This window comes from Variovorax multivorans (assembly GCF_051216835.1).
In the GTDB taxonomy this organism is placed as follows: Bacteria; Pseudomonadota; Gammaproteobacteria; order Burkholderiales; family Burkholderiaceae_C; genus Variovorax.
Window position 1 is genome coordinate 43,629 of sequence record NZ_JBPJZL010000005.1, and the last position, 17,397, is coordinate 61,025.

Annotated in this window: 13 protein-coding genes; 7 read left to right on the plus strand and 6 right to left on the minus strand. The window is 67.0% G+C overall.

Annotated elements, in window-relative coordinates; translation table 11 throughout:
• Positions 1-137: 137 nt before the first annotated feature.
• The 6 genes from ACSFCA_RS13505 to ACSFCA_RS13530 all read left to right on the plus strand — a co-directional run bounded on the left by ACSFCA_RS13505 (position 138) and on the right by ACSFCA_RS13530 (position 9,428).
• Entirely contained in the window at positions 138-3,650 is a 3,513-nt protein-coding gene (locus ACSFCA_RS13505; protein WP_435459854.1) for a transglutaminase family protein, read from the plus strand.
• A gap of 62 nt (positions 3,651-3,712) precedes the next feature.
• Positions 3,713-6,463, plus strand: coding sequence for a circularly permuted type 2 ATP-grasp protein (locus ACSFCA_RS13510; RefSeq protein ID WP_435459855.1), 2,751 nt, complete (start codon positions 3,713-3,715; stop codon positions 6,461-6,463).
• Positions 6,464-6,498: 35 nt separating this feature from the next.
• Positions 6,499-7,320: a basic amino acid ABC transporter substrate-binding protein gene (locus ACSFCA_RS13515; protein ID WP_435459856.1), complete on the plus strand. Its 822-nt coding sequence runs from the start codon at positions 6,499-6,501 to the stop codon at positions 7,318-7,320.
• An 11-nt stretch (positions 7,321-7,331) separates the two neighbouring features.
• Positions 7,332-8,300, plus strand: coding sequence for a transglutaminase family protein (locus tag ACSFCA_RS13520; protein WP_435459857.1), 969 nt, complete (start codon positions 7,332-7,334; stop codon positions 8,298-8,300).
• Positions 8,297-8,755: a RidA family protein gene (locus ACSFCA_RS13525; RefSeq protein WP_093080114.1), complete on the plus strand. Its 459-nt coding sequence runs from the start codon at positions 8,297-8,299 to the stop codon at positions 8,753-8,755. Before ACSFCA_RS13520 ends, ACSFCA_RS13525 begins: the two co-directional genes overlap by 4 nt.
• Before the next feature lie 76 nt (positions 8,756-8,831).
• Positions 8,832-9,428, plus strand: coding sequence for a nucleotidyltransferase family protein (locus ACSFCA_RS13530; protein WP_435459858.1), 597 nt, complete (start codon positions 8,832-8,834; stop codon positions 9,426-9,428).
• A 25-nt stretch (positions 9,429-9,453) separates the two neighbouring features.
• Here the strand turns inward: ACSFCA_RS13530 and ACSFCA_RS13535 are convergent, their stop codons facing one another.
• The 6 genes from ACSFCA_RS13535 to ACSFCA_RS13560 all read right to left on the minus strand — a co-directional run bounded on the left by ACSFCA_RS13535 (position 9,454) and on the right by ACSFCA_RS13560 (position 15,813).
• On the minus strand, positions 9,454-10,119 hold the full coding sequence (locus ACSFCA_RS13535; protein ID WP_258354033.1) for an aspartate/glutamate racemase family protein: 666 nt from the start codon (positions 10,117-10,119) through the stop codon (positions 9,454-9,456).
• A gap of 21 nt (positions 10,120-10,140) precedes the next feature.
• Positions 10,141-11,595, minus strand: a complete 1,455-nt coding sequence (locus ACSFCA_RS13540) for an MFS transporter (RefSeq protein ID WP_435459859.1) — start codon at positions 11,593-11,595, stop codon at positions 10,141-10,143.
• A 362-nt stretch (positions 11,596-11,957) separates the two neighbouring features.
• Entirely contained in the window at positions 11,958-12,800 is an 843-nt protein-coding gene (locus tag ACSFCA_RS13545; RefSeq protein ID WP_176928712.1) for a MurR/RpiR family transcriptional regulator, read from the minus strand.
• A 242-nt stretch (positions 12,801-13,042) separates the two neighbouring features.
• A complete protein-coding gene (locus ACSFCA_RS13550) occupies positions 13,043-13,555 on the minus strand; it encodes a hypothetical protein (protein ID WP_435459860.1) in 513 nt (170 codons plus the stop codon).
• Positions 13,556-13,638: 83 nt separating this feature from the next.
• Positions 13,639-15,201 carry a serine hydrolase domain-containing protein gene (locus ACSFCA_RS13555; RefSeq protein ID WP_435459861.1) on the minus strand — a complete coding sequence of 521 codons (1,563 nt, stop codon included), beginning with the start codon at positions 15,199-15,201 and terminating at the stop codon, positions 13,639-13,641.
• A 156-nt stretch (positions 15,202-15,357) separates the two neighbouring features.
• On the minus strand, positions 15,358-15,813 hold the full coding sequence (locus tag ACSFCA_RS13560; protein WP_258354025.1) for a MarR family winged helix-turn-helix transcriptional regulator: 456 nt from the start codon (positions 15,811-15,813) through the stop codon (positions 15,358-15,360).
• A 79-nt stretch (positions 15,814-15,892) separates the two neighbouring features.
• Between ACSFCA_RS13560 and ACSFCA_RS13565 the strand changes: the two genes are divergently transcribed.
• Positions 15,893-17,392 carry an FAD-dependent oxidoreductase gene (locus ACSFCA_RS13565; protein WP_435459862.1) on the plus strand — a complete coding sequence of 500 codons (1,500 nt, stop codon included), beginning with the start codon at positions 15,893-15,895 and terminating at the stop codon, positions 17,390-17,392.
• The last annotated feature ends 5 nt before the right edge of the window (positions 17,393-17,397 follow it).

Genomic DNA, 17,397 nt, shown 5'->3' on the forward strand with positions numbered 1-17,397 from the left:
AAACTCCCGAACCCATGATGCAAACCCTCCCCAAAGTCACGCTCAGTGGCGCGTTAATTGCTTGGCATCTGGGCTAGTATGCGTCTCACAAGAGACATCTTTTCGATGCAATCTCGCAGTACTGCACACAAAAACGCATGTCCATTCACGCCGCTCTCCACCACGTCACCCACTACAAATACGACCGCCTGGTGCAGTTGGGCCCACAGGTCGTGCGCTTGCGTCCCGCGCCGCATTGCCGCAGCAACGTCATCTCGTATTCGCTGCGGGTCGAGCCGGCCGAGCACTTCGTCAACTGGATGCAGGACCCGTTCGCCAACTACCAGGCGCGGCTCGTGTTCCCCGAGAAGACGCGCGAATTCAAGGTCACGGTCGACCTCGTCGTCGAGATGGCGGTCTACAACCCCTTCGACTTCTTCCTCGAGCCGCAGGCCGAGAACTTTCCGTTCAAGTACACGGCCTCGCAGGCCGAAGAGCTCGCGCCCTACCTCGTCACCGAAGCACCCACGCCGCTGCTGCAGGCCTACCTCGACAAGATCGATCGCAAGGAGCAGCGCACCATCGACTTCCTGGTCGGCATCAACCAGCAGGTCCAGCAAGACGTCAACTACCTGATCCGCATGGAGCCCGGCGTGCAGACGCCGGAAGAAACGCTCACCAGCGGCAGTGGCTCCTGCCGCGACTCGGGCTGGCTGCTGGTGCAGTTGCTGCGCCACTGCGGGCTGGCCGCGCGCTTCGTCTCGGGCTATCTGATCCAGCTCACGCCCGACGTGAAGGCGCTCGACGGCCCGAGCGGCACCACGGTCGACTTCACCGACCTGCACGCCTGGTGCGAGGTGTTCCTGCCCGGCGCCGGCTGGATCGGCCTTGACGCCACCTCGGGCCTGCTGGCCGGTGAAGGCCACATTCCGCTGGCCTGCACGCCCACGCCTTCGAGCGCGGCGCCCATCGAGGGCGGGGTCGACGAATCCGAGGTCGAGTTCGGCCATGAGATGAAGGTCACGCGCATCTACGAATCGCCGCGCGTCACCAAGCCCTACACCGAAGAGCAGTGGGCCGAGGTGCTGGCCCTGGGCGACGCAGTCGACGCGCGCCTGAAGGCCGGCGACGTGCGCCTCACCATGGGCGGCGAGCCGACCTACGTGGCCACCAGCGACCGCGACGCGCCCGAATGGAACACCGACGCCCTCGGCCCCACGAAGCGCGGCTACGCCACCGAGCTCGTGCACAAGCTGCGCGCCGAGTACGGCAAGGGCGGCTTCCTGCATTTCGGCCAGGGCAAGTGGTACCCAGGCGAGCAACTGCCGCGCTGGGCACTGTCGATCTTCTGGCGCGCCGACGGCCAGACGCTGTGGCACGACCCCGAGCTGTTTGCCGACGAGCGCTTCCCCACGCACTACACCAGCGAAGACGCGCGCCGCTTCACCACCGTGCTGGCCCACAAGCTCGGCCTGACCGAGCGCTACATCCAGCCCGGCTACGAAGACATCTACTACTACCTCTGGCGCGAACGCCGCCTGCCGGTGAACGTCGACCCCTTCGAGTCGAAGCTCGACGACGAACTCGAACGCGTGCGCCTGCGCCGCGTGTTCACGCAGAAGCTCGACGCGGTGATCGGCTACATGCTGCCCATCGAGCCCGGCAATGCGGACGGCGACGCCCCCGCGCTCGCAGGGCCGGCCTGGAAGACCGGCCCCTGGTTCCTGCGCGACGACCGGCTCTACCTGATCCCGGGCGACTCGCCCATGGGCTACCGCCTGCCGCTCGACTCGCAGCCGTGGGCCAGCAAGGGCGACTACCCCTACCTGATCGAGCGCGACCCGACCGCCCCACGCGGCACCCTGCCTAGCGCGGCCGACTACCGTGCGCGCTACAGCACGGGTGTGGCCGGTGCTGCAGGCCTCGGCGACGTGCCCTACACCTTCGGCACGCCGCCAGTGGTGCCTGCGTCGCTACGCATGCAAAGCCCCGGTGATGCGGCGAGCGGCGATACGGCAGCAGCAGCAGCAGCGGCCGATGAGTCCACCGACAAATCGACCACCCGCCAGCCGCTGCGCGGCGAATCAGCCCACTGGGTCACGCGCACCGCGCTGTGCGTCGAAGTGCGCGACCCACGCCGCGCCAACGGCCCCTCCGCCGAGAAAAAGGGCAATGCATCGGGCGTGCTCTACGTCTTCATGCCGCCGCTCGCGCGCCTGGAGGACTATCTCGACCTGGTCGCAGCAGTCGAAGCCACCGCGCGCGACCTGGGCGTGCGCATCGTGATGGAAGGCTACCCGCCGCCGCGCGACCCGCGCCTGAAGATGCTGGCCGTCACGCCCGACCCGGGCGTGATCGAAGTCAACATCCACCCGGCCCACAACTGGAAGGAACTGGTCGACCACACCGAGTTTCTCTACAACGCCGCGTTCGAAACCCGCCTGTCGGCCGAGAAGTTCATGACCGACGGCCGCCACACCGGCACCGGCGGCGGCAACCACTTCGTGATGGGCGGCGCCACGCCCGCCGACAGCCCGTTCCTGCGCCGGCCCGAGCTGCTGGCCAGCCTGCTGCTCTACTGGCACAACCATCCGTCGCTGAGCTATCTGTTCTCAGGCATGTTCATCGGCCCGACGAGCCAGGCGCCGCGGGTGGACGAGGCCCGCAACGACCAGGTCTACGAGCTGGAAATTGCCCTGAAAGAGATCGCCAAGAACCGCGAGATCTACGGCCAGAACATGCCGGCCTGGCTGGTCGACCGCACGCTGCGCAACATCCTGATCGACGTGTCGGGCAACACGCACCGCAGCGAGTTCTGCATCGACAAGCTCTACTCGCCCGACTCGAGCACCGGCCGCCTCGGCCTGCTGGAGCTGCGCGCTTTTGAAATGCCGCCGCATGCGCGCATGAGCATCGCGCAGCAACTGCTCATTCGCGCGCTGGTAGCCCGCTTCTGGGACGAGCCCTACAAGGCGCCCGTTACCCGCTGGGGCACCGAGCTGCACGACCGCTTCCTGCTGCCGACCTTCGTCAAGATGGACTTCGACGACGTCATCAGCGAGATGCGCCAGGCCGGCTTCGCCTTCGATGCCGACTGGTTCGCGCCGCACTTCGAGTTCCGCTTCCCGCTGGTGGGCCAGATGCAGGCGATGGGCGTGGAGCTCTCGCTGCGCAACGCGCTCGAACCCTGGCACGTGATGGGCGAGGAAGGCTCGGCCGGCGGCACGGTGCGCTACGTCGATTCGTCGCTCGAACGCATCGAAGTGCGCGTGACCGGCCTGAACGAAAGCCGCCACGTCATCACCGTCAACGGCAAGGTGCTGCCGCTGCAGCCCACCGGCGTGGTCGGCGAGTTCGTGGCCGGCGTGCGCTACAAGGCCTGGAACCCGCCTTCGGCCCTGCACCCGAGCATCCCGGCCCACGCGCCGCTGACCTTCGACCTGGTCGACACCTGGATGAAGCGCTCGCTGGGCGGCTGCCAGTACTTCGTCGCCCACCCGGGCGGGCGCAATTACGACACCTTCCCGGTCAACGCCTACGAGGCGGAAAGCCGCCGCCATTCGCGCTTCACCCGCACCGGCCACACGCCCGGACTCATGCGCACGCCCCCGGCGACCATCGAGCTGCCGGGCAGCCGCGAATTCCCGTTCACGCTGGATCTGCGGCGATAAGGGGACATTTAGCACGCTGCCCAAACGGATACCCGTGAAGGCAGTGTGACAATCCCCCTCCTGTGGAACCTTTGAACGAATCCCTGTTCGACGCCCAGGCACTGGAGTTTCCAGCGGCCCTGGCGTCGGCGCTCGCCCCGCCGGCCCTGCCCGGCCATTTCGACGAACTGCGTGGGCAGGCCACGGCGGTAGCGCCTGTGCGACCAGTGCCGGGGGCTGCGCCAGCCCCTGCGCCCGCCCCGCTGCTGTACGACGCCGCGGGCGAACGGCCACCGGCCGCTGGGCAGTCGCAGTCCCAATCGCAGTCGTCGCAGTCTCAATCGCAGACGCAGACACAGGGGCCCTCCGGCGAACAACCGCCGCTCACGCCCGCCTGGAACGCCTTCTTCGAACAACTCGGCCCGAGCGGCTTCAACGACCTGCCCCGGCGCGCGGCCAGCCTCGAGCGGCAGATCCGCGACAACGGCGTCACCTACAACGTGTACGCCGACGCCAATGGCCCGCAGCGGCCTTGGTCGCTCGACCTGTTCCCGCTGATCGTCTCGCCCGAAAGCTGGAGCCAGATCGAGGCCGGCGTGCTGCAGCGCGTGCGCGTGCTCGACCGCGTGATGGCCGACGTCTACGGCCCGCAGCAGTTGCTGGCCGAAGGGCTCATTCCCCCGGCGCTGGTGCGCGGCCACCCCGGCTACCTGCGCGCGCTGCACGGCGTGAAGCCGCCGGGCGACACCTGGCTGCACATCACCGCCTTCGACCTCGCGCGCGGTCCCGACGGCAACTGGTGGGTGGTCTCGCAGCGCACGCAGGCGCCCTCGGGCCTGGGCTACCTGCTTGAAAACCGCCTCGCCATCACGCGGCAGTTTCCGCAAGCCTTCGAGGCGCTGCACGTGCAGCGCCTGGCCGCCACCTACAGCGCCATGATGGAAGGCCTGCAGCGCATGTGCCCGGCCGGCGTTCCGCCGCACATCGCGCTTCTCACGCCCGGCCCGTACAACGAAACCTATTTCGAGCACGCGTACCTTGCGCGCTACCTGGGCATCACGCTGGTCGAAGGCAGCGACCTCACGGTGCGCGACCAGCGGCTGTACCTCAAGACGCTGCAGGGCCTGCGCCCGGTGCACGGCCTCATCAAGCGGCTCGACGACCAGTTCCTCGACCCGCTGGAGCTGCGCCCCGACTCCACACTCGGCGTGCCCGGCCTGCTGCAGGCCATTCGCGCCGGCAACGTGCTGGTGGCCAACATGCCAGGCTCGGCGTTCCTCGAATCGCCCGCGCTGCTCGGCTTTTTGCCGGGGCTGGCGCGCCGACTGATCGGCGAAAAACTCAAGCTGCCCGCGCTGCCCACCTGGTGGTGCGGCGAACGCGCCGCGCTCGAATCGGTGCTGCCCCAACTGGCCGACTGCGCCATCAAGCCCACCTACCCCGGCTTCGACGGCCGCGCCAGCTTCGACGCCGTGCTCGGCAGCCAGCTCGGCCGGCGCGAGCTCGACGAATGGGCCGGCCGCATCGTGCGCGAGGGCGACGTGCACACCGTGCAGGGCTACCAGCCGCTGTCGCAGATGCCCACCTGGGCCAACGACATGGGCCCGGGCCACATCGCGCCGCGCGCAGTACTGCTGCGCGTGTTCGCGGTGAGCGACGGCGCGCAGTCGTGGCGCGTGCTGCCCGGCGGCCTGGCCCGGCTTGCGGGGCCCGATGCGCAGATCGCGTCGATGCAACGGGGCGGCAGCAGCGCCGACGTGTGGGTGCAGACCCACGGCGAGGTCGACCGCACCACGCTGCTGCAGCCGCACGCCACGCCGGCCTCGCTCGCGCGGCACCGCGCGCCCGTTACCAGCCGCGCCGCGGAGAACATGTTCTGGCTCGGCCGCTACACCGAGCGTGCCGAGAACGCCGTGCGCCTTGCGCGCCTCACGCTCAACTTGCTGGGCAGCGAAGACCAGTCCTCGCGCCCGTTGCTCGAATGGCTGCACCGCATGGCGCTGCGAAATGCACTGGTGCCGGCCGAAGTGCCGAGCGCGCCGCAATCGCGCCGCGTGTTCGAACGCGCGCTCATCGCCGAACTGGGCGATGTGGAGCGCGGCGGCAGCGTGGGTTTCAGCCTGATGTGTATCCGGCAAGCGGCCGCCGCCGTGCGCGAGCGCCTGTCGCAGGACAACTGGAACCAGATCGTGCGCGCCGAGACCGACTTCCTGCGCCGCGCGGCCGAGCAGGCTGGCGAGGGCAGCTTTGCCAGCAGTGCCGCGTTGCGCGCCCTCGAATCCGCCAGCACAGCGCTGGCCGCCATGACCGGCGCGCAGACCGACCGCATGACGCGCGACGACGCCTGGCGGCTGCTGTCCATCGGCCGCCATATCGAGCGCCTGGGCTTCTTGTCGAACGCGCTGGAGGCCGGCTTCGACAACGGCGCCGTGCACGAGGTGAGCGGCTTCGAGGCAATGGTGGCGCTGTTCGACAGCACCATCACCTTCCACGCCCGCTACCAGCAGCGCCGCGACGTCGCCACCATGGTCGACCTGCTGGTGCTCGACGCCGAGAACCCGCGCTCGCTCGCATGGGTCACGCAGACCCTGCGCGGGCGCATCGCACGGCTGGCCGGCAGCGCGCCCGGCAAGCTGACCGCGCTGTCGTACGAGCTGCCTGACCCGGCCAGTTGGACGCTCGAACACCTCTGCGCCGCGGGGCCCGAGGCCAACTACCCGGCCCTCGTCGAGCTGCTCGCCAACTGCGAGACAGCCGCCTACCATGTGTCCGATGCGATCGGCACACGCTACTTCACGCTGACATCCGAATCGCTGCGCTCGGTCGGAGCTTGATTCCCAGACAAAGACAGTTCCAAGGAGGCATTTCCATGTCAGGCATCGCCATCAATCGACGCTTCGCACTCACCACTGCCGGTCTGCTCGCGGCGCTCGCCATCGCGGCCTGCAGCAAGCAGGAGCCGGCCGCGCCCGCCGCAGCCAGCGCACCGCCCCCACCGGCCGCCGCCCGCGTGCTCGTGGTCGGCACCGACGCCGCCTACACGCCCTTCGAGTCGCAGAACGACAAGGGCGAGATCGTGGGCTTCGACATCGATGTGGTGAAGGCGGTCGCGCAGAAGGCCGGCATCGAGGTGAAGTTCGTCAACACGCCATGGGAAGGCATCTTCAACGCGCTCGACCAAGGCGACCGCGACCTGCTGGTGTCGGCCATCACGATCACTGACGAGCGCCGCCAGACGATGGATTTCTCGCAGTCGTATTTCGACGCGAGGCAACTCATCGCCGTGAAGAACGACTCGCCCGTCACGAAGTTCGATGACATCAAGACCCTGAAAGTCGGCGTGCAGAACGGTACCACCGGCGACGAGGTCGTGGGCAAGCTGCTGGGCAAGTCGAGCACCGCCATCAAGCGATTCGAATCGACGCCGCTCGCGCTCAAGGAGCTCGAAGCCGGCGGCGTGCAGGCCGTGGTGGCCGACAACGGCGTGGTGGTTCACTACATCGCCAACAACACCGCGGGCGGCTTCAAGACGGTGAGCGACGCGAGCTTTCCGGTCGAGAAGTACGGCATTGCCGTGAAGAAGGGCAACGCCGAGTTGCTGGCCAGGATCAACCAGGGCCTCGAAGGCATCCGGGCCGACGGCACCTACGCCAAGATCTACGCTTCGCACTTCGGCGCCGAGTCGAAGTAGGCCCGTTCACCATGCTGCTTCACGTCACCCACGAAACGCGCTACGAGTACTCGCCGCCGGTCGAGACGGCGCAGCACCTCGCCCACCTGAAGCCGCTGGCCACCGATTCGCAGCGGCTCGTGAGCCACAGGCTCGCCATCGAGCCGGCGCCCGCGCAGCGCAGCGAGGTGGCCGACCTGTACGGCAACACGCGCGCCTTCTTCGCGCTGGAGGCCACGCACGACCGGCTCGTCGTCACGGCCGAGAGCGTGGTCGAAACCTCGGTGCCCGTGCTGCCCGCCACCGTGGCGCGCGAGCTGCCCTGGGAGAGCGTGCGCGAGCGCTTCCGCTTCCGCAAGGACGCCACCTTCGATGCAGCCTCGGAGTTCGTCTTTCCCTCGCCCTACGTGCCGCGCCACGACGATTTCACGGCCTATGCGCGCGCCAGCTTCGTGCCCGGCCGCCCCACCTTCGACGTGGCGATGGACCTCACCGAGCGTATGTACGAAGACTTCGCGTACGACGCCGACAGCACCGAGATCAACACCCCCGCCGTCGAGGCCCTCGCGCAGCGCAAGGGCGTGTGCCAGGACTTCGCCCACATCATGATCGCGTGCTTTCGCACCATGGGCCTGCCCGCGCGCTACGTGAGCGGCTATCTGCTGACGCAGCCGCCGCCCGGCCAGCCCCGGCTGGTGGGCGCAGACGCCTCGCACGCCTGGGTGTCGGTGTACCTGCCCGGCGACGGCCCCGAGGGCGTCGGCAGTCCAGGCGGATGGGCCGATTTCGACCCCACCAACGGCCGCCAGCCGGGAGAAGACTATGTCACGCTCGCCATCGGCCGCGACTACTCCGACGTGTCGCCGATGCGCGGCGTACTCCATGGCGGCGCAAGGCACACGCTGCGGGTCGGCGTGACCGTGCAGCCAGTGGGGGAAGTGATCGAGGGCCTGCCGCAAACCCGGACACAATCGCCTTCCCAAGACAAGGAGTCTCCATGAGCGTTTACGACAAACTTTCCAGCCTCGGCATCACCCTGCCCCCGGTCTCCGCCCCCGCAGCCGCCTACGTGCCCTTCGTGCAGACCGGCAACCTCGTTTTTCTCTCGGGCCATATCGCGAAGAAGGACGGCAAGGTCTGGGCCGGCCAGCTCGGCGCCAACATCAGCACCGAAGAAGGCAAGCAGGCCGCACGCGCCATCGCCATCGACCTGCTCGGCACGCTGCATGCGGCCGTGGGCGACCTCAACAAGGTCAAGCGCATCGTCAAGGTGATGAGCCTGGTCAACTCGGTCGGCACCTTCACCGAACAGCATCTGGTGACCAACGGCGCGAGCGAGTTTTTTGCCGAAGTCTTCGGTCCTGAAAAGGGCGCGCATGCACGCAGCGCCTTCGGCGTGGCGCAGGTGCCGATGGGGGCTTGCGTGGAAATCGAGCTGATCGCTGAAGTCGGCTGATCCGCTTCTTTCGCCTCTCCACGATTCGAGGCCTGACGGCGATGGTCGTCAGGCCTCTTTGCATTGCGTCGACACCATGCCATTGACACCCACCGGCCTGATCGAGCAAGCCACGCAGGACCCAGTCAACGCCGCGCTGCTTTCAAGGCTGCCCAGCCTCGGGCTTCGCCAGGGCTTCCTGACCGCCGGCTGCCTGTTCCAGGCGACGTGGAACCGCCTTTCCGACAAGCCGCCCGGCTGGGGCGTGAAGGACTACGACGTCTTCTACTTCGACGACACCGACCTGTCGTGGGACGCCGAAGACGCCGTGATCCAGCGCGTGCAGAAAGCGGTGGCCGACCTGGGCGTGAGCGTGGAGGTCAAGAACCAGGCGCGCGTTCACCTCTGGTACGAACAGCGCTTCAAGTCGCCCTACCCCCGGCTCGGGTCCGCGCGCGACGGGATCGACCACTACCTCATCGCGTGCACGCGCGTCGGCATCGACCTGGCCGACGGATCGCTCTATGCGCCCGACGGGCTGGACGACCTGGCAGCGGGCATTCTTCGCATGAATCCGCTGCTCCCGATGCGCGATCTTTTTCTCAAGAAGGCTGCGGACTACCAGGCGCGATGGCCGTGGCTGCGGATCGTGCAGCCAGAAGCGGCTACTTGCGCTTCCAGCTCGATACTGTGATGAACGCGCCCACGGTGCTCATTCCTCATGCTCCCCGGGTTGCTGCGAGCCGCGAACACAGCAGTCGCATGGCGGCCGAGATGGGCGCGACCACCGGCACGTCGAACCGTGGGGCCAGCGCCAGTGCGGCCTGCCCCAGCGGGCCGCCACCGATGATCACCGCCTGGGCGCCGTCTTCGTCGATACAGCACCGCACGGCCTGTGCCAGCGCGTCTTCCAGCGCCTGCGGATCGGCCGCCAGCGCGCGCGGGTCGCCTTGCGTCAGGCGGATGCCGGTGTAGAGAGCGCGCAGTCCCAGCGCGGCCGCCCTGCCCTCGATGGGCGACACCAGTTCGGGCGTGACCGTGGCAATACCGAAGCGGCGGCGGCCCTCGCTGGCCGCGAGCATCGACGCCTCGGCGATGCCGACCACCGGCACGCTCGCTTCACGGCGCAGCAGCTCGATGCCCGGATCGCCGAAGGCGCTGACGATCACGCCGTTCCACCTTCCGCCGGCGGCAGAACGCCAGGCTTTCAACACCTCCGTCGCAGCCGCATTCAGCTCGTCTTCATTGACGATCATGGTCGGCCCGCCGGCCGCGGTGATGCCTGTCACGCGGCATCCGGCCGGCGCCTCGCTGCTGGCGATCTTTGCCATCATGGCGGTGGTCGACGACGACGAGTTGGGATTGATCAGCAGGATTTCTTGCATGCGTGAGGACTCTCTGAAAATTCAACCCGGCTGCACTATCTTCGTGGTCGGGGCAGCGTCATCGCCAGGGCTTTCACCCGGCAGCGGCAACGCATCGGGCGACTGGCCATAGGTCTCGGGCACGCTCTGCACACTGACCACGAAGACCGCATACATACCGGCCGCAAGGCTGAACACGCCGACCAGACCGAAGGCATCGAAGAGCCGGCCCGCCACCAGCGGCATCAGCGCGCCTGCCGCTGTGCCAGTGGCAAGAATGAAGGCCGTGCCGAAGGCTCGCACCCGGGTCGGGTACAGCTCGGGCGCAAAGATCCAGATCGTCGTGTTGAGCAGCAGCACGAAGAACTGGAACACCGCGCCGGCAATCAGGATCACCACGATGCTCTTGGCAACGAAGCCGATGATCAACGCCGCCAGGCAGGCGCACACGGCGCCGGCCGTCAGCACGCGCTTGCGCGGAAAGTGAAAGCCCAGCAGCGAGGCCGCGATGGCCCCCAGCAGGCTGCCGCCCTGCATCACCATCGTGAAGAGCAGGCTCTTCGACATGCTGTAGCCCAGCGTGACGAGGATGGTCGGCATCAGCGTGAGCACCGAGATCTGCGCGCCATAGGTCATCCAGATCGTGATGCACAGCGGAATGGTCCGCCGCGCCAGCGCGCCGCGAAAGATCTCGGTCACGCGCACCTTGACGCGGGCATTCGGCGCGGCCAGCCCATCGTCGGTGATGTACTGATGCTGCGGCACGTTCTTCTTCGAAAGCCTGCCCGACGCCAGTCGCGACAACACCGCATTGACTTCCTTCACCTTGCCCTGCGACAGCAGGAAGCGCGGCGTCTCGGGGATGTAGCGGCGATAGAAAGCACCGAGCAGCGCCGGCACCATCAGGCAGGCGAACAGCCAGCGCCATGCGTTGTCGCCCGGGAACATCCAGAACACCAGCAGGCCGAAGCCCGGCGCCAGGAAGTTGCCGAGCCCGCCCGCGCCGACGTTCACCAGCCCGACAGCGGTGCCGCGGAACTTGGTCGAGCAGAACTCGGCCAGCATGGTGACGGCAATCGCGATCTCGCCGCCCAGCCCGAACCCCACGACCGCGCGGCCCAGCGCCATCACCGCCAGGTTGGGCGCCATCGCGCAGATGCCTGCGCCGAGGGTGAACAGCAGCAGGTCTATCGACAGCATCACGCGCCGGCCGTAGCGGTCGGCGATGAAGCCCGAGATGATCCGCCCCACCGCCGCGCAGGCAAAGGTAATGGTGTTCAGCAAGCCGATGTCGGAAGCGCTGAGCCCCCACTGCTCGCGCAGCATCGGTCCCACGATACCCACCGCGTTCTGCTCGAAGCTGTCGAACAGGCAGCCGATGAGGATCAAAAAGATGATCGTGTGGTGCGATCGCGTGACGCCGATCTTGTCGAGCGCTCTGTCGAGTTCGGCGACCCGGGGCGAGTCGGGTCCGGAAGAGAGTGCAGGTCCTGCCATAGGAAACCCCTTGAGAAAGGTATGAAGTGCTTTGCTCGGCGCAGTCCGGAATCGCTTCGCATGCTATCGGCGACTCCATCAATCTGACATATCGATTTCACCTAGTTTGTTTTTGTGAAATCTTAATTTCATGCAAAGCATCCCTATGCAAGCGACATGCCCGACTGCGCGTGACGCACGAAAGCCACCTGCCGCTGGGGTACTTTTCAGAGGGGAAAGCGTGGAAGGGCCGTCACAGGCGGGCACATCCGAGACATGTTGCAGCCTTTGCGGATGCACCTTGGATGGGCAAATGCGCACTACGGTCGTGCGTCTTTTCAGTGCGCTCCGACCAGATCAGGCCGGCCGAGCGCCGCTGCCGCTCAAAGCTCGCCGTTTTCCTCGTGCTCGAGCTCGATCGCGGCCAGACGCTTGCGGCCGGCGGAGCCCGAGGCCTCGATCACCATCGTGGCGATCAAGTCGCAGATTCCCATCACGGCGGTGTGATTGTCCAGAAGCCCCGGTCCCCGGCAATCGCATTGCAGCGACCAGGTGGCCCCAGCAAAGTCCGGCGAGGCCTTGTCGCTGATGTAGACGATCTTCGCGCCGGCCTTGCTGGCGCCCGCGAGCAGGATGTCCATCTGCCGCGTCTGCCGTCGCGTGCCGAAGACGATCACGCAGTCGCGCCCGGTCAGGCCGGCCAGGTGCTCGGCCAATGTCTCGCCGGGCCCCGGAATGGCGGTGACGCGCGGCACCACCTGCACAATCTGCCAGCGCAGGTAAAGGGCAAAGGCATGGCTGCTGCGGCTGCCGAAGATCAGCACCTGCCCCGCGCCGATGATCGCCTTCACGATGCCGGCCATCTGCCTGTCGTTGAGCCGGTCGAAGGTGCTGGCCAGGTTGGCCTGCGACTGCTGGAAATGCGTGGCGACAAGGTGGCCGCGCTTCGACGCCTCGGTCGCGTTCTGGAACAGCGGCGAACCTGTCTGCTTTTCCTCGCGAACCTGGCGCCGCGCCTCTTCGTAGTTCTCGTAGCCGATGCGACGGATGAAGCGGCTCACCGTCGAAGGCGACACCCCCGCCAGTTCCGCCAGCTCGTTGCCCGCATAGCTGGCCAGCTCGCCCGGAAACTCCAGGACGAAATCGGCAAGCTGCCGCTCGGTTGCGGACAACTGGTCGAGCTGGCTGCGGACGCGGCGGACAAAGGAATCTGCGGACATGGGCATGCGAGTGGGAGAGGCGCACGATGATGCCATGCCGTCCCTTCCCGCAGCAGACGGACATCCGGAGGGCCAGCGAGGCGAATGCTGCGAGTGAGGGGCGAGCGCACCAAGCACCGTTTTTCGCAACGGGCGAACTAAAAAATAGTTCTCCTTGCGCGCTCCCAATGACATTGCGGTGCATGCGCCGTTGCGGCTTGCACCGTCCTCGGGAAACCGATAGTTTGCGCCGCGGGCGCAGGGAACGCTCAGGCGTCCTGCCGCGGGGCGACGACGTGCGCCCCCACACGCTGGCGACGCAATGCGGGCACCGGCCTTGTCCGTCGCCCGCCCAGTGCCCTCGGACGATTCCGCTGCGCCACGTTGACGACAGGCAGCGGCCGAACCTGTTGCCGGTGGGCCTCGAAGCGCGCCTCTTTCTGCTTCAGGTAATGCATGAGCACATGCGAAACCATGTTGAGCCCGAAGGTGCCGAACGCGGCAGGAATGATGTAAAGCGCAATCGACAGTTCGGACGAGAAGACGATGTCGTCAGCCAGCGAAGGCGTGGCCTGCGCCTCCAGCGAGAGCGCGCGCAGCACGAAGATGTCGACGCCCGCGAGCAGGATCAGCAGCAGGCCGAAGGCAAGCACGGCCTTCTTGGAGAACTCGCGCCGCACGAACAGCGTGACGAAGATCGCGGCCGGGCACACCAGCGAGCAAAGCACCAGCACCCAGAAGCGCACCTGCGTGAAGACCGTGGCGTCCGAAAGCATATGCATGAAGGACATTGAGCCACGAACCGCACCCGTCAATTTGTCCGGCACGTGAACCGCCGGTAAAAGCGCCTCTCAAAAAGTGTGGGCTAAGTCTTCGCGCGCGTCCCCGTGAGCGTAGGCATTTCGGTTGCGCTGGAGTTCACGTTCACGCTGCGGTCGAAGCGCATGTACGGCCCCGAGAAGCGGCACTCCACGGTGTCGCGGAAGGCCGACTCGACGAAGGTCCAGGTCATGACGAAGGTGCGTGCGTCGCGCCACTCGCCGCTGGCCACCACGCGCATCACCTCGGGCTGGTACTCGTGGTGCAGCTTGTTGCCGGTGATGGTGGTGTCGCCCTCGAAGGGCTTGCGCAGGCCGACCTGCACCTTGTGCGTGCCGCGGTCGTCTTCCATGGTGAAGACGCACGACTCCGCGGAAGAGAAGTCGAGCCGCATGGACTTGATCTTCTCCGGGTTCTCCGCAAAGTCGAAGCGCTGGCCCGACACGTTCGCGGCAACGGGCGAGCTGGTCGGCTTCACCGGCGGCAGCAGTTGCAGCGTGCGCGTGCGGGCCTTGAGCGCGGCGTAGTCCTTCTCGCTGGTCAAGGCAGTAGCGCCGAATGCTGCGGGAAAGTGCTTGTACAGAATGCCCGCGTTGAACCCCGCCTTGGGCGGCAGCGCGGAATTGAGCGCGAGCACCGCGTTCTGCTCGGGGAACACCACCGAGTACTGGCCGAACAGACCATCGGCGTTGTACGCGCCGTGCTGGCCCAGCCACCACTGGTAGCCGTAGCGGTCCTTGGTGTGCGGCGCGTGCACCGAATCGACCCAGGCCTTCGTGAGAATCTGCTTGCCGTTCCACTGCCCGTTCTGCGCATGCAGGATGCCGAGCTTGAGCGAGTCGACCGTCTTCCAGCTCAGGCCGTTGGCACCCGGCGAGATGCCCTCGGGGCCCACGTCCCACTCGTAGCCGGTGATGCCCAGTGGATCAAAGAAGCGCGGCTTGAGGTAGTCGGCCGTCGACTGCCCGGTGGTCTTCGTGACGATGGCCGACAGCATGTAGGTAGCCGCGCTGGTGTAGACGAACTTGCTGCCCGGCGTGTAGACCACGGGGATCTTGAAGAACTCCGCGATCCAGCTCGTGCGAATGGGCCGCCACACGGAGCCCGACACCATCGACTCGTGCCCGGTGCGCATGGTCAACAGATCACGCACGGTCATTGCCGCGAGGTTGGCGCTGACCGTGGGCGGCAGGTGCTCGGGAAAGAAGGACACGACCTTGTCGTCGAGCCCGAACTTGCCGTCGGCAATGGCCATGCCGACCGCGCACACGGTGACGCTCTTGGTCAGCGAGTGCGTCATATGCCGGCGCTCGGGCTTGTAGGGGTCCCACCAGCCCTCGGCCACCACATGGCCGTTGCGCCACAGCATGAAGCTGTGCAGCTCGAACGCGCCGCGCTCGGCGTCATCGAGAAAGGCGAGGATCGACGCCGACGAGATGCCCTGCGCCTCGGGCCGGCTCCGCGGCAGGCCGTCGGTGAAGGCGGGTACCGCGGCGCCGGTGGCTGCCCAGCCGATGCCGGGCAGCGAGGCCATGGCGGTGCCGCCGAGCGAAAGGCGCAGCAGGCCGCGGCGCGAGATGGCGGGGGTCGTTGTTGTTGTCTCTTGCATGTTCCTGGCTTCCTTGTCTTTCGGGATGGACCGGTTGCGACAGTGTCGTGCCGGTGACTGTCAATCGCCTGTCTGCAGCGGCAGAGGAAACCCGATGAGGCCCCGGTCGCGCACCATGTGTTCAAAGGTCAGCGAGGCAGCGCCCCCTCAACCCGATCAACGCTCGCCTGCAGGGCCCGCCTCGATATCGACCGCAAACTTCTGCAGGAGCCGCACCAGCTCCTCGAAATCCTGCTGTTCCCACTTGGCAAATATGGCTCGCCCCAGCCGTTCCCTTGCCGTATCCACGGCATCGGTCATGACCTTGCCCTTCGGCGTCACGATCGCTTCTCGCACGCGTCGGTCGTGGGTGCCGCCCTGGCGCTCCACCAGGCCAAGACTCTCCAACTTCGCGACCTGCCGGCTGACCGTGGTGTAGTCGCGCCCGACACGGTCGGCGAGCTCGACCACGCCGATCGGTCCTACGCGTTCGATGCCCACCAGCAGCGGGAACAACGCGCGGTCGAGCGAGATGCCCGCTTCGCGAACCATCGCCTCGTCGCGCTGCGGGCGATTCATGACGCTCACCACGGTCAGCAGCGCACCGTGCAACGCCCGCAATTGCGCGGACATATGTGTATCTTGCACATTTATTTTCTTTGGCATAGCATCCGCTCCTATTGAGTGCATATTACACATATTGGAGTTTGCCATGACACATCAGTTTTCCGCCGACGTCCTGATCTGCGGCGCCGGCGCAGCCGGCCTCACGCTCGCCATCGACCTGGCGCGGCGAGGTGTTTCCTTCCGCCTTATCGAGAAGATGGACGCGCCTTTCCGGGGCTCGCGCGGCAAGGGCATCCAGCCGCGAACGCAGGAGGTCTTCGAGGATCTGGGCATCCTCGAGCGGATCGTCGCGGCCGGCGGCCTGTATCCGCCCTCGCGGGAATACCGCGCCGATGGCAGCCACACCGATTCGCTGGTGATGGTGCACGAGGCACCGACGCCTTCCGAGCCCTATGGAATTCCGTTGATGGTGCCGCAGTTCCTGACCGAGGGCGTGATGCGCGAGCGCCTGACCGAGCTCGGGCATCGACCCGTGTTCGGCTGCGAACTGATCGGCTTCGAGCAGGACGAGGACGGCGTGACGGCGCAGCTGGCCGGCGCGGCAGGTGAAGAAACGCTCCGCGTGCGATTTCTCGTCGGCGCCGACGGTGGCCGCAGCTTCGTGCGGCATTCGCTGGACATCGGCTTTCCGGGCAAGACGCTGGGCGTGCGTGCCGTGGTGGCCGACGTCGTCCTGTCAGGGTTGGGGCGCGAAGCATGGCACCGCTTCAACGAAGGCGAGATGAATGCGCAGATGTCCCTGTGCCCGCTCGCCGGGACGGAGCTGTTCCAGCTGCAGGCACCGATACCGCTGGAGGGCGACATCGACCTCTCCGCACAGGGACTGGCCGCGATGGTTGCCGAACGCACCGGCCGCGACGACATTCATATCCACTCGGTCTCATGGGCCTCGGCGTTCAACATGAACGCACGGTTGGCCGATCGCTACCGGGCAGGTCGCGTGCTGCTGGTCGGCGACGCCGCACACATCCATCCCCCCACCGGCGGCCAGGGGCTCAACACCAGCGTGCAGGACGCCTACAACCTTGGCTGGAAGCTGGCGGCAGTTGCCGCCGGCGCACCCGGTACCGTACTCGACAGCTATGAGGAGGAGCGCCGCCCGATTGCCGCAGACATGCTCGGGCTTGCCACGAAGTTGCTCGGCGAAGCGAAGCGGGGCGAGATGCGGCGCGGGCGGGAAGTGCATCAGCTCGACCTCGGGTACGCCGAATCGTCCCTCGCGATGGAAAAGCCTGCGCGCATTGGCGGCCTGCAGGCAGGTGACCGCGCGCCCGATGCGCCGGTCACCGGCGCTGCCGGGCAACCGACGCGCCTGTTCGAGCTGTTCAAGGGCGCGCAGTGGACGCTGCTGGGCCACGAGGTCGAGCGTCGCGACGTGGCACCGCGCCCAGGCTTGCACATCCACACCTTCAGCGAAAGAGGCGACTTGCGCGACCATGGCGGCCATTTCCGCGAAGCCTATGGGCTCGCGTCGGGCGACTGGGTGCTGGTGCGCCCGGACGGCTATGTCGGCGCCATCGTCGACTCCGCCCACATCGAAGAGCTGGAGGGGTATCTGCACGACCTCGGCATGACCTCGGCCTGACTTCG

Coding starts and splice junctions, on each gene's coding strand:
- ACSFCA_RS13515 (WP_435459856.1), top strand. CDS start 6,499: ATGTCAGGCATCGCCATCAATCGACGCTTCGCACTCACCACTGCCGGT.
- ACSFCA_RS13535 (WP_258354033.1), bottom strand. CDS start 10,119: ATGCAAGAAATCCTGCTGATCAATCCCAACTCGTCGTCGTCGACCACC.
- ACSFCA_RS13530 (WP_435459858.1), top strand. CDS start 8,832: ATGCCATTGACACCCACCGGCCTGATCGAGCAAGCCACGCAGGACCCA.
- ACSFCA_RS13525 (WP_093080114.1), top strand. CDS start 8,297: ATGAGCGTTTACGACAAACTTTCCAGCCTCGGCATCACCCTGCCCCCG.
- ACSFCA_RS13540 (WP_435459859.1), bottom strand. CDS start 11,595: ATGGCAGGACCTGCACTCTCTTCCGGACCCGACTCGCCCCGGGTCGCC.
- ACSFCA_RS13545 (WP_176928712.1), bottom strand. CDS start 12,800: ATGCCCATGTCCGCAGATTCCTTTGTCCGCCGCGTCCGCAGCCAGCTC.
- ACSFCA_RS13555 (WP_435459861.1), bottom strand. CDS start 15,201: ATGCAAGAGACAACAACAACGACCCCCGCCATCTCGCGCCGCGGCCTG.
- ACSFCA_RS13520 (WP_435459857.1), top strand. CDS start 7,332: ATGCTGCTTCACGTCACCCACGAAACGCGCTACGAGTACTCGCCGCCG.
- ACSFCA_RS13565 (WP_435459862.1), top strand. CDS start 15,893: ATGACACATCAGTTTTCCGCCGACGTCCTGATCTGCGGCGCCGGCGCA.
- ACSFCA_RS13550 (WP_435459860.1), bottom strand. CDS start 13,555: ATGCATATGCTTTCGGACGCCACGGTCTTCACGCAGGTGCGCTTCTGG.
- ACSFCA_RS13505 (WP_435459854.1), top strand. CDS start 138: ATGTCCATTCACGCCGCTCTCCACCACGTCACCCACTACAAATACGAC.
- ACSFCA_RS13560 (WP_258354025.1), bottom strand. CDS start 15,813: ATGTCCGCGCAATTGCGGGCGTTGCACGGTGCGCTGCTGACCGTGGTG.